This is a genomic window from Magnetospirillum sp. XM-1 (assembly GCF_001511835.1).
GTDB lineage: Bacteria > Pseudomonadota > Alphaproteobacteria > Rhodospirillales > Magnetospirillaceae > Phaeospirillum.
The window spans coordinates 128088-142707 of the sequence record NZ_LN997849.1 but is presented as its reverse complement, the minus strand read 5'-3'; the positions used below and the strand labels follow the sequence as shown (position 1 = coordinate 142707).

13 protein-coding genes and 2 pseudogenes are annotated in these 14620 nt (G+C 65.3%); 12 read left to right on the top strand and 3 right to left on the bottom strand.

Annotated features, from left to right (window positions below; translation table 11 throughout):
- Positions 1–265 precede the first annotated feature (265 nt).
- The 3 genes from XM1_RS23750 (at position 266) to XM1_RS22795 (ending at position 5081) form a co-directional block, all read left to right on the top strand.
- Positions 266–1201: an ATP-binding protein gene (locus XM1_RS23750; RefSeq protein WP_172821982.1), complete on the top strand. Its 936-nt coding sequence runs from the start codon at positions 266–268 to the stop codon at positions 1199–1201.
- The gene (locus tag XM1_RS22800; protein ID WP_068438644.1) at positions 1198–1926 is read left to right on the top strand and encodes a response regulator; all 729 of its coding nucleotides are present in this window, start codon (positions 1198–1200) and stop codon (positions 1924–1926) included. The genes XM1_RS23750 and XM1_RS22800 overlap by 4 nt, the downstream gene beginning before the upstream one ends.
- 200 nt (positions 1927–2126) lie before the next feature.
- On the top strand, positions 2127–5081 hold the full coding sequence (locus tag XM1_RS22795) for a Tn3 family transposase (RefSeq protein WP_068438641.1): 2955 nt from the start codon (positions 2127–2129) through the stop codon (positions 5079–5081).
- 58 nt (positions 5082–5139) lie between these two features.
- On the opposite strand, the pseudogene XM1_RS22790 reads toward XM1_RS22795, so the two are convergent.
- Positions 5140–5406: pseudogene (locus XM1_RS22790) on the bottom strand (LexA family protein); the annotation flags it as partial.
- A gap of 117 nt (positions 5407–5523) precedes the next feature.
- Between XM1_RS22790 and XM1_RS24450 the strand changes: the two are divergent.
- Complete coding sequence (locus XM1_RS24450; protein ID WP_156428912.1) at positions 5524–5688, top strand: hypothetical protein; 165 nt, start codon at positions 5524–5526, stop codon at positions 5686–5688.
- 33 nt (positions 5689–5721) lie between these two features.
- Here the strand turns inward: XM1_RS24450 and XM1_RS22785 are convergent, their stop codons facing one another.
- Positions 5722–7116 (bottom strand): hypothetical protein, encoded by a 1395-nt coding sequence (locus XM1_RS22785; protein WP_068438638.1) that lies wholly within the window; start codon positions 7114–7116, stop codon positions 5722–5724.
- 188 nt (positions 7117–7304) lie between these two features.
- Positions 7305–7784, bottom strand: coding sequence for a hypothetical protein (locus tag XM1_RS22780; protein ID WP_156428911.1), 480 nt, complete (start codon positions 7782–7784; stop codon positions 7305–7307).
- Positions 7785–7880: 96 nt separating this feature from the next.
- Here XM1_RS22780 and XM1_RS25340 point away from each other — a divergent pair.
- The 8 genes and pseudogenes from XM1_RS25340 to XM1_RS22745 all read left to right on the top strand — a co-directional run.
- Positions 7881–8501, top strand: a pseudogene (locus tag XM1_RS25340) (hypothetical protein); the annotation flags it as partial.
- Between the two features lie 671 nt (positions 8502–9172).
- Positions 9173–9766: a DNA cytosine methyltransferase gene (locus XM1_RS25105; protein ID WP_068438630.1), complete on the top strand. Its 594-nt coding sequence runs from the start codon at positions 9173–9175 to the stop codon at positions 9764–9766.
- Positions 9767–9786: 20 nt separating this feature from the next.
- Positions 9787–10161, top strand: a complete 375-nt coding sequence (locus tag XM1_RS22765; protein ID WP_068438628.1) for a hypothetical protein — start codon at positions 9787–9789, stop codon at positions 10159–10161.
- A gap of 93 nt (positions 10162–10254) precedes the next feature.
- Positions 10255–10491: a hypothetical protein gene (locus XM1_RS22760; protein WP_068438627.1), complete on the top strand. Its 237-nt coding sequence runs from the start codon at positions 10255–10257 to the stop codon at positions 10489–10491.
- Between the two features lie 260 nt (positions 10492–10751).
- Entirely contained in the window at positions 10752–10892 is a 141-nt protein-coding gene (locus XM1_RS24440; protein WP_156428910.1) for a hypothetical protein, read from the top strand.
- A 55-nt stretch (positions 10893–10947) separates the two neighbouring features.
- Positions 10948–11211: a hypothetical protein gene (locus XM1_RS22755; protein ID WP_068438624.1), complete on the top strand. Its 264-nt coding sequence runs from the start codon at positions 10948–10950 to the stop codon at positions 11209–11211.
- Positions 11212–11435: 224 nt separating this feature from the next.
- Complete coding sequence (locus XM1_RS22750) at positions 11436–11996, top strand: hypothetical protein (protein WP_068438621.1); 561 nt, start codon at positions 11436–11438, stop codon at positions 11994–11996.
- Positions 11997–12124: 128 nt separating this feature from the next.
- On the top strand, positions 12125–14494 hold the full coding sequence (locus tag XM1_RS22745) for a type IV secretory system conjugative DNA transfer family protein (RefSeq protein WP_068438618.1): 2370 nt from the start codon (positions 12125–12127) through the stop codon (positions 14492–14494).
- Positions 14495–14620: the final 126 nt, after the last annotated feature.

Here is a 14620-nt window from a genome sequence, read left to right as displayed (position 1 = left end):
GATCGAGCGAGCTTCTCCTCAAGACCGAGGTGCCATAGTCGGTGGGCTAAGTGGGGGACTAACCGAAATCACCCTGTCGGACCAGCCCAAGGGTGGTCTTGTTCACCAGGATGCGGAAGAATTGTCACTTATGCAGACGGCTCTGCGACCGTATTTCGGGGTGGTGGAGCATCCCCGCCTGCATGTGGTGCATCACCGAACGGAGACTGGAGACCGCGCTGGATTCTGGCGGAACTTAGCCGCCGGCTTCCCCCATGACCGTATTATGCAAGTTTCTTTCCAGTTGGAGGGCGGAACCTGGGTGAACTTCGACATGGCCATGGTCCGTGCAGCCACCCTGTGGTCGCCCCATGCCGTCCTGTCGACCTTGGTGATGATGGTCGCCGTCCTGGTATTCGGCACCTGGGCCACCGGCTGGGTGGGCCTCCCGCTGGCCACCTTCGCCACCGCGGCCGATCGCCTGGGCCGCGACGTCAACGCTCCCCGGCTGCCCGAGGATGGCCCGCGCGAGGTGCGCCGCGCCGTGGCGGCCTTCAACGAAATGCAGGGCCGCATCCGCCGCTTCGTCGAGGATAGGACCCAGATGCTGGCCGCCATCTCCCACGATCTGCGCAGCCCCATCACCCGCCTGCGGCTTCGCACCGAACTGCTGCCCGAGGGCGAGGGGCGCGACAAGATGTTGCGCGACCTGGACGAGATGGAGGCCATGGTGGCCTCCTCCCTCGACTTCGCCCGCGGCGAGGCGGTCGATGAAATCACCGAGACCATCGACCTCGCCGCCACGTTGGAGGCCATCTGCGACAATGCCGCCGATATGGGCCTCGCGGCGGAATTCGAATGGGAGCGGCGCTTGGTTTGCGCCTGCCGCCCCGCAGCGATCAAACGAGCACTAGCCAATCTGGTCGAAAATGCCGCCCGCTACGGTCAACAGGCCAAGGTCAGAGCTCATGCGAACGATCAGGCCATCGAGGTGGTGATCGAGGATTCCGGCCCCGGCATTCCTGAAGCCGAGTTGGACAAGGTGTTTGGCCCATTCTACCGGGTCGAAGGCTCGCGCAATCGCAAGACCGGAGGAATCGGCCTGGGTCTGACCGTAGCCCGCGGCATCATCCGCGCCCATGGCGGCGACATCCTCCTCCAGAACCGCCCGGAAGGCGGCTTGCGCGTCACCGTGACCCTGCCGCAGGAGGGAACGCCATGACCCACATCCTGATTGTCGATGACGACCCAGACATCTGTGCCCTGCTGACCCAATTCCTGATGGGACAAGGCTATACCGTTGCCACGGCGGGTGACGGCGCTGCCATGCGTCAGGCGCTGGTAGGCGAGGTGGTCGATCTGGTGATTCTCGACCTGATGCTGCCGGGCGAGGACGGCCTGTCGCTGTGCCGCCACCTGCGGGCTACCACCAGCCTGCCGATCATTATGTTGACCGCCATGGGCAGCGAGACCGACCGGGTGGTCGGCCTGGAAATGGGAGCCGACGACTACCTCGCCAAGCCGTTCAGCACCCGCGAGCTTCTGGCTCGTATCCGCGCCGTCCTGCGTCGGGCCGGTCAGATCACGCAGAGCGCACCCGGCGAACCCGCGCCGGCCGATGAACCGGGCGAGATTCTGGAATTTTCCGGCTGGCACCTCGACGTCTCCCGCCGCCGTCTGACCTCGCCCGACGGCGTCCTGGCAGAAATAACCAGCGGTGAATTCGACCTGCTGCTGGCCTTCCTCCACCACCCCCATCAGGTACTCAGCCGCGACCAGTTGCTTGACTTGGCGCGAGGGCGAGTCTCGGGGCCATTCGATCGCACCATCGACGTCCAAGTCGGCCGCCTGCGCCGCAAGATGGAGACTGACCCCAAGACGCCCGAACTGTTCAAGACGGTGCGTGGTGGCGGCTATGTGCTGACGGTGGATGTGAGGCGCAGTTAAGATGCGTACAATCACGCATTGGCTTGGAGAGGCTTCGCTTCTGGCCTCCTTCCCTCCAGCAATTCTCTCTGAACACTTAAGGATCGGATTGGCTCGAAGATCACCACATCGATGTTAGCTGAAAGACAGGACAGGATTTGACGATATTGCCGATTCCGGTTCTCATCACCGTGTAGGTGATTGGAGGAGGAGCAGTCAGAATGGTGCGAGGTTTTCTGACCGATAACGAACGCAGCCAGCTCTTCGCAATTCCGGTGGATCAGAATGCACTGATCCAATATTACACACTGACACCAGATGAAATCGATTTGGCCCTGGGCAAACGCGGAGCTCGAAATAAGCTCGGTGTCGCTCTGCAACTTTGCCTCCTACGTCATCCCGGTTTCGGCCTTGCCGCCTCGGCTACAGTACCGGCCGAACTGATCCGATATTTGGGGGCTCAACTCGGCGTCCCCGCGTCAGTCTATCTCGATTATAGTCGGCGTCCCCAAACGCGCACAGACCATGCACAAGAGCTCGCGGTGCGGCTCGGACTGCGCTCGCCGGGACGTGTCGATATTCCCATGATGCTCGATCTAGCCGCCAGCACCGCATGGGAGACTGACCACGGCGTTGCGATCATCACTGGGCTGATAGCAGGCCTGCGCTCCCGCAAGTACATTCTCCCCGCACCGGATACACTGGAACGTGTCGGCACCAAAGGCCGTGCCCGAGCGCGCCGCTTGGCTGCAGAGGCGCTGATCACGCCATTGACAGCTGACCAACTCACTCTGGTCGATGCATTGGTCAGCAACGATGCCGAGTTGGGCCGAACCCGTCTCTCCTGGCTCCGCGATATCCCGGAATCACCCAGCGCTGGCAATATGATCGGTATCCTCGACCGGCTGGGTCATGTCCGGACGCTTGAACTCAATCCGGCGCTCCGCAACGCCATTCATGAGAACCGCTTCCTGCAATTCGCCCGTGAGGGTGCCGTGGCGCCAGCATTTCTGCTGACCAACTACAGCGTGCGCCGTCGTCGCGCAACACTGATTGCACAAATGATCGAACGCCAGATTACCCTTTCGGATGCGGCCGTCGAGATGTTCGACAAGCTGGTCGGCTCGATGTTCACCCGCGCCAGGAGGCGTAAGGAGGAGCGATATCAGGCGACTACCCGGGATGTCGGCCGACTAATGCGCCTCTTTGACCGGACCATCGACACGCTCAGCGCCGCCCGGGAAGGGGCCACCGATCCATTCGCCGCACTGGATACCCATGTCGGCTGGAAGAACCTCATGAAGGTCAGGGGCGAGGTCAGGGCTCTGGCCGAGTTTGTAGAAGAGGACATGCTGGTCACCGCGACAGAAAAATATATGACGTTGCGGAAGTATGCGCCTTCCTTCTTCAAGGCATTCACATTCAAGGCTGCCCGTATCAGCGACCCTCTCCTGGCGGCTGTTCGTCTTCTGCGGGAAGTTAACGAAATGGAGGGTGGCGACATCCCGAGTGATGCACCAATGCCCTTCTCGAACAAGCGATGGAAGAAGGTGGTGGTAGAGGGAGGCAAGATCGATCGGCGCCGTTATGAAACGGCGATTTGCGCCACCCTGCGAGACCGTCTGCGGTCAGGAGATATTTGGATCGAGGGCACGCGGAAATTCCAACGCTTCGATCGCTATCTGCTGCCAAAGTCCCAAGTGGCCAAGGTGGCGGCCGAACTGCCCATTACCTCCGATGTCGATGGCTATCTCCGTGAACGGGCTGAACTGCTGGATTTCCGGTTGCGCAGGTTTGAGCGTTTGCTCCGACGCGGCAAACTGGACGGTGTTGATCTTCGGAACGGCAGGCTCCACATCACCCCTCTGAAGGCGATCACGCCGCCTGAGGCCGACTGGCTCGACCGGGTGATCGACGGAATGCTACCGCGCATCCGGATCACCGAGTTGTTGAGCGAGGTCAACCATCGGACCGGCTTTGCCACGAAATTCACTGACCTCAGAACCGGCCGTCCCCATGAGAACCCAAGCGCAGTCCTGGCTGCGGTTCTGGCCGACGCCAACAACCAAGGGCTGGAAAGCATGGCTCTCGCCTCGCAAGGTGTGACATACGCCCAACTTGCCTGGACGCATAACTGGTATCTCAGTGCCGAGAACTATTCCGCCGCTCTGGCGACCATCATCGACGCGCACCATACCCATCCCTTCGCCGAAATTTGGGGCAAGGGTACAACGTCGTCGTCAGACGGCCAATTTTTCCGCGGCGGAGGCGGTTCGGCTGCGGTCAATGCCAAGTATGGCGTCAATCCGGGCGTCCGCTTCTATACCCACGTCTCTGATCAGTATGGGCCGTATCATCCCCTGGTCATTTCCGCGACCGGCTCCGAGGCGCCGCACGTCCTTGATGGCTTGCTCATGCACGGCACTTCGCTCCAGATTACCGAGCACTACACGGACACCGGCGGCGCCTCCGATCACGTCTTCGGATGTTCTCATATGCTTGGGTGTAGGTTCGTGCCTCGGCTCCGTGACCTTCCCGAGCGCCGACTGGCGTCGATTGGCCCGGCAAGCGATTATCCTGGGCTAAAATCCATCATGGGACGACAAATCCAGAAAGAAGTGATCGTCGAATGCTGGGACGAAGTCATCCACATGATCGCCTCTCTGAAAGCTGGCACTGTGGCACCGTCCGTTGTGCTCAAGAAACTTGCCGCCTACCGGCGACAAAACCGTCTTGACTTGGCGCTCCAAGAAATTGGCCGGATCGAACGAACCTTATTCACGCTCGACTGGCTCGAAGATCCAGAGATGCGGCGACGCTGCCAAGCTGGCCTCAACAAGGGTGAATCCCGCCACTTCCTGGCCCAAGCGGTCTATGTCCATCGACAGGGCCGGATCACTGATCGCACATTCGAGAACCAGAACTTCCGCGCGTCCGGGCTCAATCTCGTGATTGCGGCAATCGTCTACTGGAATACCATCTATATGGAACGCGCCGTTCACAATCTGAGATCCACCGGGGTCAGCGCTCCTGACAACCTCCTTACCCATGTCGCGCCGCTTGGCTGGTCACATATCAGCCTGAGCGGCGATTACCTGTGGGAGCAGGCGCCCCAGTTCCCCGAGGGCTTCAGACCGCTCAGAGCGGAAGATGACCGGCTGTATCAGGTCGCTTGATCTGGCGTTCTTGGTTTGTCTGACTTAGCGTTGTTTAACGCAGAAACCTTGCGGTGCCCCTATCCACGACGAGGAGATCTCCATCCCTCACGCCGGCCGGCACCATGCTGTCGCCGGAGGCGCGGCAGAAGAAGGTCGCCGCCGGGCGCTTGACCATCAGGCGGTGCAGATCCAGCGAACCTTCCAGGTGATCGTCGGCGGGCGAAGGGAATCCGGCGGCAACCAGCGCCGAGTAGATCGGCGCAGCGCCCTCCGGCGGCGCGTAGCCGCGATCGGAGGCCCGGTGGGTTCCGGGCGGAAGAGGTGAAGAGGCATCCTGGAACATGATGAGAACACCCTACAGCGGCACCGGCTCCAAGCGCAAGCGCACAGCGCCGCTTGGCATTTGACAGGGCGCCATGGATGGGCGACTCTGCATGCGGATTCGATCAATGAGGGACGAATGGGCGCCATCAGCAACGTGGAGAAGAAGCCCCCAGGGGAGAAGAAGCCCCGCGGGCGCAGAGGTCCGCGCCGCGATCCGGCGCAAGCGGCCGTCGAGGCAGAGCAGGTCCTGGCGATGCGCGAGAGGATGACCGACGCCCTGATCGATGAGCGGACCTACTAGGCAGGAAGAAGGGGGCTTGCGCCCCCTCCATCATCAGCCGCCAGCGTTGGCGCCTTCTTCCCTTGGACGGTTCTCCGCCACCTGGGCGTCGGGTCCAAGCGGACGGATCATGCCGAAGCCGGCATAGCCCTGATCGGTGGCCGTGTCCCATGCGCCGATTCCCGAAAGCCAATCCGCCTTGCGGAGCGGCACCAGGGCGCGATCCAGGTAGGTTGTCGGATAGTCCGCCGCGAGGACGCGGCCATCGACGCGGACCACCGACCAGACATGGACGATGTTGTCGTGCTGGCCCCGTCCGTGTCCGCCTTCCATGATGGCATTGTCCTCGTCCGGAATGCCGATGAGCTTCCACATGAGCCAGCGGGCCACCGAATAGTCCCGGCAGTCCCCGCCGCCGCGCTCGAACAAGGCGACCGGGCCGGGGGTGTATTCCGAAAGCCACGCCTTCGGAACCGACTTCAGGGGAGAGCAGTCGGCCTTGAGCCCCGGATCGTGGATGCAGTATTTCCCCGCGCTGTTGATGTAGGACGAGGCCGTGCGGACGGCGCCTTCCCTATCCCCCGCAGCGAGCTTGGCCTTCGCCTCGGCGACGGTCGCATCCCATCCAGCCGGACGCTGATCCATGGCCTGCAGCCGGATCCACGCGCGCTGCATCCCTCCCGTCAGTCCGTCCGGAATCCAGTGGACCACCGGCTCCTTCGGATGCTTCCCCGTCGGATTGGCGCGCCAGGCATCGAGCCATTCGCGCTCGGCGGCGACCAGGGCCTCGTCCGCGACGCGCTCGACAGGCGCGGCACGCGACAGGACGCAGAAGGGGTTCGCCGTCGTGGCCTTGCGGTATTCCCCGGAGGGGATGCGGGCACCGGTATAGGGCACGGTCTCCATCGGGGTCCGGCAGCGGAAGAAATCCTCCTCGGCCTTGGCCTCCAGACGGGCCGCGCGCTCCTTCGGCGACATCCTCTGGAACTCCTGGGCCTGGCGCCGCGCCTCGGCCCTTTCCTCCTCCGCCTTCTTCTTGGCCGCCGCCCTCTCCTCTTCGGCCTTCTGCTTCGCGGCGGTCCTCTCCTCCTCGCGCTTCCTCTTGGCGGCTGCCTTGGGGTCCTCGGAAACGGCAGACGCAGCGACATAGGGCGTTTCGGCCGGGGTTTCCATGCGGGTGGGGGCGGGAGCCGGCGCAGCGACCGGAAGCGGTTCCTGCGGTGCAGGCGCCGGCATGATGGCCGGAGCGGCGATGGCGGTGGAGACGAGGCTGAAGGAGGCCATGCCGTCGGCGATGGAAGCCGGGGCGATCAGAACCTCCGATGCGATGGCGACGGGCGAGGCCGGGACAACGGACTCCGTGCGGGCCGTCCAGACGTCGAGGGCTGTGAGAAGGGCGAGGGCTGCCACCGCCGAAGCGGCGGACGAAGGACGGGGAATATCGGCCACGATCCGCTCCTGGGCTTCACGAAGCTGCCGAAGGAACCGCTCCTCCGTGCGATGCTTCGGATAAGCAGGAAGTTGGGGCCGGGCAATATAGTTCCGGACGTGCGAAATGCCCGCGAATGGAAGCCATCACGCGCAAAAGGAAAGGGCCTGCATGAGCAGGCCCCGATCCTCCATCCGGGAAGGAAGGCTCAGCGGCCGCCGCCGTACCACACGGGGCCGGGCTGGGCCGGATACCGCACCTGCTGGACCGCCTGGTAGGCCTTGGGAGGAAGAACCTGGCTCGCGGCGGGCATGGCCGGCTTCAGGGCGTTCCATGCGTTCATGGCCGTGGCGATGGTCGCAGCGGGAAGCATGTTCGCCGTCCGGGTCGCTGAGGCCCCGCAGGCGCCTGCCGAGGAGGCGGAAGGAGCGAAGGGGACTCCGATGGCCTGCCCCGCCATGGCCATCTCATCGCCGAGGCAATCGCTGGCGGTGCCCGCGACGGAGAACAGGATGGAGGGGAGATAGGCCTTCGCCGAGGTTCCGATGGAGCCCAGCACAGCCATGAAGGTCCTGGCGGTGTTCGCGGACTGGCCGCGTGCAGCGAGGTGCGAGTCCCACATCTGGGAGACGGCGAGGGCGCCTCCTACCAGGGACAGGAAGGAGACGGTGACGAAGAGGGCTCTCATTCCCCGGAAGATCCGGTCGAACCAGTCCAAGGTCCAAGCCCAAGCGAATGCGGTGCCCATCTGATCCTCCGTCCTCTCGTCCCTGCTCACCTCCGGATGCCGCCTGTTGAACCGACCATGCCTTCGAGGCGTTTTCGCCTTCTAGTGTACACATGGGTCCCGAAGACTCCCGCGTCAAGGGCTTGTGGGTCGTTTTCAGAAGCCTACTACGCACCCTATAAGCCATTGATCCGTATTGCGTATTCCGTCCATTTAACGCCCTTGTCCCCGCCTCGTCCTCCGTCGCGGTGGTGTCGTTTCCAAAGACGCACAAGGGCCGAAGATGAACGAAATGCTTCCATCGGTCGATTTTTCGGCCCTTCGGCCCTTCACCCGGCCAGATCGCTCTATATCAGCTACAAGGCCTCGCGCAGCGCTAACGACGAGACCGAGGAGATCCGCGCCGCCGTGGAGCGCGGCATCCCGCCGGAGCTGCGCAACCGCATCGACCGCATCCTGGTCTTCGGCCGCCTGGACCCGGCGCGCATGCCGGCCTTCGTGGACAAGGGCCTGCTCGGCCTCGAAGCCCAGCTCCGCATGACCGGCAGCCGCCTGTCCGTCACCGACGCCGCCAAGGCCCGCCTCGCGAAGGAAGGGTACAGCGCCGATTCCGGGGCCCGGCCGCTGGAACGCCTCATCGACGGGCGCATCCGCCGCCCCGCCGCCCGCCTGCTCATCGAGAAGCCCCTCGGCTCCGCGGAGCTGCGGGTGGATCATGACGGCGAAGCCATCGCCGTCTCCGTGCAGCCCATCGTCCCGCCTGAGGCGGATCCCAAGGCCGCCGCCCGCTGGACCCGGCTGCACGCGGAAGCGGCGCTGGAGGACGCCAACCAGGCGCGCATCCTCTCCATCGCCACGCCGCTCGCGCTCACGACCTACGGCGCCGTGGTCAAATCGGCCTCCACCCGGATCATCGTGGCCACGCCGAGGGACATCGCCTCGCTTCAGAAGGCCGAATCCGGCAATCCGCTGGAGCCGGGGCGCGCCTTCGCCGCCTTCCTGGCGGAGACCGATGGCGACAACGACTGCTGGTTCGCCGTGCCGGACGACGATCGGATCACGGTCGTTCCGAACGAATCCAAGGCCCTGCTCCTCGACCAGCTGTTCCGCTCGACCGACGCGGCCATCCTGCTGTTCGACAACCGCGCCTACGAGCAGGAGCTCGTCCCGCTCCTCCGGACCAACCGGCTGCCCGTGCCATCACCACCGCCAAGCGGGGCGAACTGGCGCTGGTCTCGCCCTACTGCGTCAATCCGAACCATACGGCGCCGGACTACACGCCGTTCCGCGGCTTCGGCCCCCGGTCCCCCGTCGGCACCCTCACGGCCTCGCCGGGCATCGCCGTCTCCATGCCGCACCTCACCCGCTTCCACGGGCGCAGCGTGGGCAGCAGCCTCGACGGGCCGGTGCCGACCATCGAGACGCACCTCACCGATGGCATCGTCCTGCCGTGGATGGCGCAGCACAACACCGGCCTCGTCGGCCATTCCATGCACGAGCCGGTCAGCACCATCCTCGGCAAGGGCTGCACGCAGATGCTGGCCGCCGCCTGGCTGTCGCAGATGCACGGCACCAACACCGGCAACGGCGGAGACCCGCGCCAGCCGCTGGGGGCCATCCTCGCCCAGGGGAACCACCACGCCGCCGTCCAGGCCCTGCTGGAGCGCACGGCGAAGCCCGGACAGCACCACGAGGCCGTCGTGGCCATCGACGGGCAGGAATGGGCCGTGGCCGACATCGGCATGAGGATGCTCACCCCGCGCGAGCTCTACAACGCCCAGGGCTTCCCGCCGGACTACCTCATCGACGTGCTGTTCGAGGGCAAGCGCCTGTCGAAGGCCTCGCAGGTGCGGATGTGCGGCAACTCGGTCTGCCCCGGCGTGGCCGCCGCCCTGGTCCGCGCCAACGCTCCCGACCTCGCCCGCTCGGCCATCGCGGCCTGATGCCGCCAAGGAGAAGCGCCATGCATACCATCCGACGCAAGCAGCCCGGCGACAAGGCGATGGCCGATCCCAGGATCAGCTACGTCGTCCTCGACGGGAACGGCCGCGAGGTCGGCACGTTGGCCAAGGAGCCGACCTTCCAGCGGAAGGGCATCAAGCAGGGAGGCGGATGGTCCGTCTGGATCCTCGAGGAGCACGCCGCCCTCTCCGACGATGCGGGCGGCGAGCTCTGGGTTCCGGACTTCAGGACCGCCAAGGAGATCGTCGCCCGCTGGTCCGCCGACCCCATCCTCCTTTCCAATCCACAGGCAGGCGCGGTCCCACGACGGGGCCGCGCCTTTCGTCTTGCTTCGCCCTGCGTCCGGAACGCAGCGGCTCGCCAATCGTCCGGATGACGGACCGGCCACAAGCCGGCGGGAGCGATGCCCGCGATGCGCACCACGCCTTCGACAGCCGCGGCGTGCGGCAACAGACACCGGGAGATCACCATGAACGCCAAGCCACTGCATGCCACCTGGACCATCGCCCTCGCCAACGCCGTCGAGAAGTGCGCCCGCAAGGACCTCGCCAAGCCCGGCAACGCCATCGCCCTCAACGCCCTCCGCGAGGCGCGCCTCCTCGAAGGCCGCGAGATGATCTCCGGCGTCTTCGAGAGGGACGAGCAGATGCTGATCCTCCAGGGCGCCCGCCGGATCCTCGGCCTCGCCGAAGCCGTCGCCGCGTAAGGAGGCCGACCATGCGCCAGCCAGCGACGACCGAACGAACGACCCACGCCGAAAGGAGGTGATCCCGTCTCCGCCGCCGGGCGGTCATCCGGCGACCGGGCGGATCGTCGAGGACGATCCCAGCGAGACAGGAGGAATGCAGCGCGCGGCCACGAGGCCACCGAGCCATCGGTTCCGGAAGCGATTCCGGTGCGCGCTCCGCTTGCCGTCCCACGGCATCGAGGACGCCTGGCGTCCTGAAACCCGATCGGAGGACCGACATGCTGCACGACTACATCAAGGGACTTTCCCGGCTCAAGCTCCGCGAAATCCAGCTTTCGGCCAGCGCCAGCGATTCCCTGCGGCAGCTCGCCATCCTCGAGCTCTCCCGCCGGGCGATCCTGTCGGGGAAGGGCTACTAGGAACGGCACCATATCCGGCTCCGGAAGACACCGGGGCCGGACAGGGGAGGATGGAATGGACAGCGGGAAGAACGCAGCATCCGGAACCCCTTTCCGGACGAAGGGCGATCGCCACGCGGCGCTCATGGACGAGCTGTCCCGGACGGCTCAGGACCATGGCTGGCTCGTGAAGGAGAGGCAGGGCCGCGAGGGTCCGGTGCGCCCGGACGGCAGACGCTGGCGCTACCTTGCCGGCCCGCTCGGCGGGGAGCCCACGGAAGGATTCGACACCCTGCCGCCATTGGCCCGCTGGGTGGAGAAGATGGCGTCCATCGCATAGGCGGCGGGGAGGCTGGATCAGGAAGGATCCAAGCCTTCCTTCACGTCCGTTCCATTTCGCGCACCTATGGGAAAGGGTCTCGCCCGCCCCCTCGTTCCCCAATCGCACTCCATCCGATCCGACCGGCCTGTTCCGGCCCCAACTTCTCCCGTGCGCGGCACCGAGCCGCCGTACACGCTGGCGCGTCCCGAGAGGCGGCCGCAGCAGAAGGGAGGGATTCCGTCATGGCACGCAAGAACGTCACCGACCCGGCCGCCATCCTGGCCGGACTGAACAAGAGCTCCAAGGAGCGCGACGAGAAGAAGGCCGAGAAGGAGCGGCTGCTCCGCGAGAAGAAGGAGCGCGAGATCGCCGAGGCCAAGCGCCGGGCGGAAGAGCGCGAGCGCCGGGCCCGCGATGCCGAACGCGCCGAGCGTGAAAGGGTCGAGGCCCAGCGCAAGGCCACCATCGAAGCGGTCCGGCTGTCCGTCGGCACCATCGGCGACAACGCGGGCTTCTACTCCCGAGACATCCCGAGCACCAGCTTCATCCGCGGCATGTTCCTCCTGGCCTGCGACGCTCTCGACGGCGGCGACAAGCGCTTCATCGCGGCCTGCGAAGCCCGCGCACGCAAGGAGGACGAGAAGATCGAGAGCGCGCGAGCCGAGCGCGCCGCCCGGCGCTCCCAGGGCGGCGCCGAAGCCGAAGGGACCGACCTCGCTGGAGCGGGCGATCGGAGCGGAGGCGATGAGACGCAGTCCGCTTCCGGAGATCCGCAGGGCGGCGCTGGCGTCGAAGCGGCTTAAGCGCCGCGACCTCGGCTTCGCCGGGGGATGATCGGGACGGAAGGGGGTGGCCATGGCCGCCCCCTTCGACGTTCCGCCCCTCTCCGCCCCCATCTTCGCCGGACGCCAGCAACCGAAGGAGCGCCGGCATGAAGTCCTTCCTCGCATTCCTCCACTGGGTCTGGGGGCCGCTGCTCGTGGCCGCCTGCTTCCCCCTCTCCATCGCGCACTTCGATCCGTCGAGCGGCGGCTCGGGCTACGGCTTCGCCTGGCAGGCCACCATCGCCCTGGCCCCCCTTCTCGTCTGCCTCGCCAAGGTCTACATCCAGACGAACTTCTCGCCCGGCACCTTCCGGATGGCGGGATTCACCTACCTGTCCGCGATGGTCTATTCCGGATGGCTGGGATGGACCGACCTCATCGGAGACATCCGCATCGCCGGACAAGCCGACGGCTTCCACCTGCTGATCCTCATCGGCTGCGCCATCACCTTCTCCGTGGCGACGGCCCTCTGGGTCTTCAAGGGCACCGTCAAGCTGCGCAACGCCGTCATGCTCCGGATCGTCCGCACCGAGTGGTACCAGCGGATCATGGACATGCACATCGACATGAACGCCGAGGGCCTGCACGGCCTCCAGTGGCTCATGGACAAGGGCGAGGCGGAGAAGAAGTTCGACAAGCCCTACGGACTCATCCTCGGGGAGCCCTACGAGCACAACCGCCTGGTCATCGCCGCGCAGCTCGCCTCGGAAGCCACCGCCGCAGCGAAGACCTTCCTCACCGGCGGTCTCATCCCTGCCCACGCCGGCGCGCAGAAGGCCTGGAAGGTGATCCGCTACGGGCTCAACCTCGGCATGACGAACATGACCGGCCCGCCCCGTACCGGCAAGGCGGCGACTTTCGGCGTGAACAACCTCCTCAACTGGCAGTCCGGCGGGTCCGCGAGCAACCCCAACGTCATCGCCCCCTTCAATGTGCTGGACCCCAAGGGCGAGCTCTTCGCCATGACCGGCATCGCCCGCACGCGCCGCGGCCGCCGGGCCATCCCGCTGGATCCGCTCAACGTCCTCGGCAACGGCTTCTACGCCGACGACGACGACGTGGCCCGCGAGACCGGGGAATACGTCCGGACCCACCGCTGGCGCAGCAATCCCTTCGACTTCATCTCCGATCGCCCCCTGAAGTTCCAGGCCTCGATCGAAGGGCTGATCGAACCCCTCTTCCCGATGGCGAAGGGCGGCGGCGACGACTTCTGGAACAACGACGGCAAGAAGACCCTCACCGGCTTCTGGGCCTGGCTCGCCGACACCAGCCATTGGTTCGATGGCAGCGCGATGGATCGCGACGACATCCGCCGCAATCCGGCGACCGCCTCGGACTTCCTCGCCATGGGCTTCGACGACCTCGAGAAGCTGCGGAAGGTCATGGCGTCCGGAATCGTCTACGACGAGAACGGCACCGAAATCCGCATCGCCTCCATCCGCGGCTTCCCCGAAGTCGGCATGGGCATTCCGAAGAGGATGGCCAACGAGCTCGAGCGCACCATGAAGTCCGAGAAGCAGTGGTCCGGCCTCGCCTCGACCATCCAGGTCCAGATGCGCTGGTGCGATCAGTCCATGCGCGAGTGCATGACCCGCTCCGGGTGCTCCCATGGGACGACCATCGGCTCCCACGACACCTCGGAGTTCAAGGAGGACACCGCCCGGTTCGAGCCCTTCAACTTCAAGTCGCTCTTCGACGGCAAGAGCGACGTCTACCTGATCGTCCCCGACACCCGCATGGACATCCTCGGACCCTGGCTCCGCATGATGGTGTGCGGGCTGGCCAATGTCCTGAAGGAGAACGTCCATCGAATGGAGGGGCGCTACACCGTCTTCCTCCTGGACGAGCTTGCGACCGTGGGATCGATGAACGAGGTGCTCCGCATGGCAGGATACGCCCCTGGAGTCGGCATCCATCTGGTCATGATCTGGCAGGCCATCGGCCAGATCAAGAACGAGAAGAACGGCTACGGCCCCGACGGCTTCACCACCATCATGGCCTCGTCCTACGCCAAGATCTTCCTCGGCGCATCCGACCTCGACACCGCCGAGCTGATCACCAAGACGGCGGGCAAAACCACCGCCCAGGCGGAATCGACAAACATGAGCGGCGGCACCGGCCAGATCTCCGCCAACGTCTCCAGCTCCACCCAGACGGCCTCGGTCGATCTCGTCTCGGTGCAGAAGGTGCTGGGAACCTCGAAGAACCATGGCTGGTGCGTGTTCAGTCGGGAGACCAGGACGCTGCTCTACGAGAAGCAGTTCTACTACCTGGACACCTACTTCACGGAGAACGGACGTCCGGTCTTCCCGACGCCCAACCCGTTCGACATCGCCGAGCAGCGCAAGTGGATGGACCGCCAGCGCTCCAAGGGAATCGAACCGGCCAACCGGCCCGGCGCTGCGCCCGAAGAAGCGCCCCCGCCGAATCCCGGCAGGCTTCCCAAGGGCCTTCCGGTCCGTCCCCCGGCCCCGTGAGGATCGGGAACCAGGGCAGCGGGCGTCGGCATCACCGGCGCCCGCTCCGCATTCCGGGTCCGCTCCATCCGCTCCCATCTTCGTCCCGGGAATCACCCCTCGGGAGAACGCCAGAATGCAGAAGGA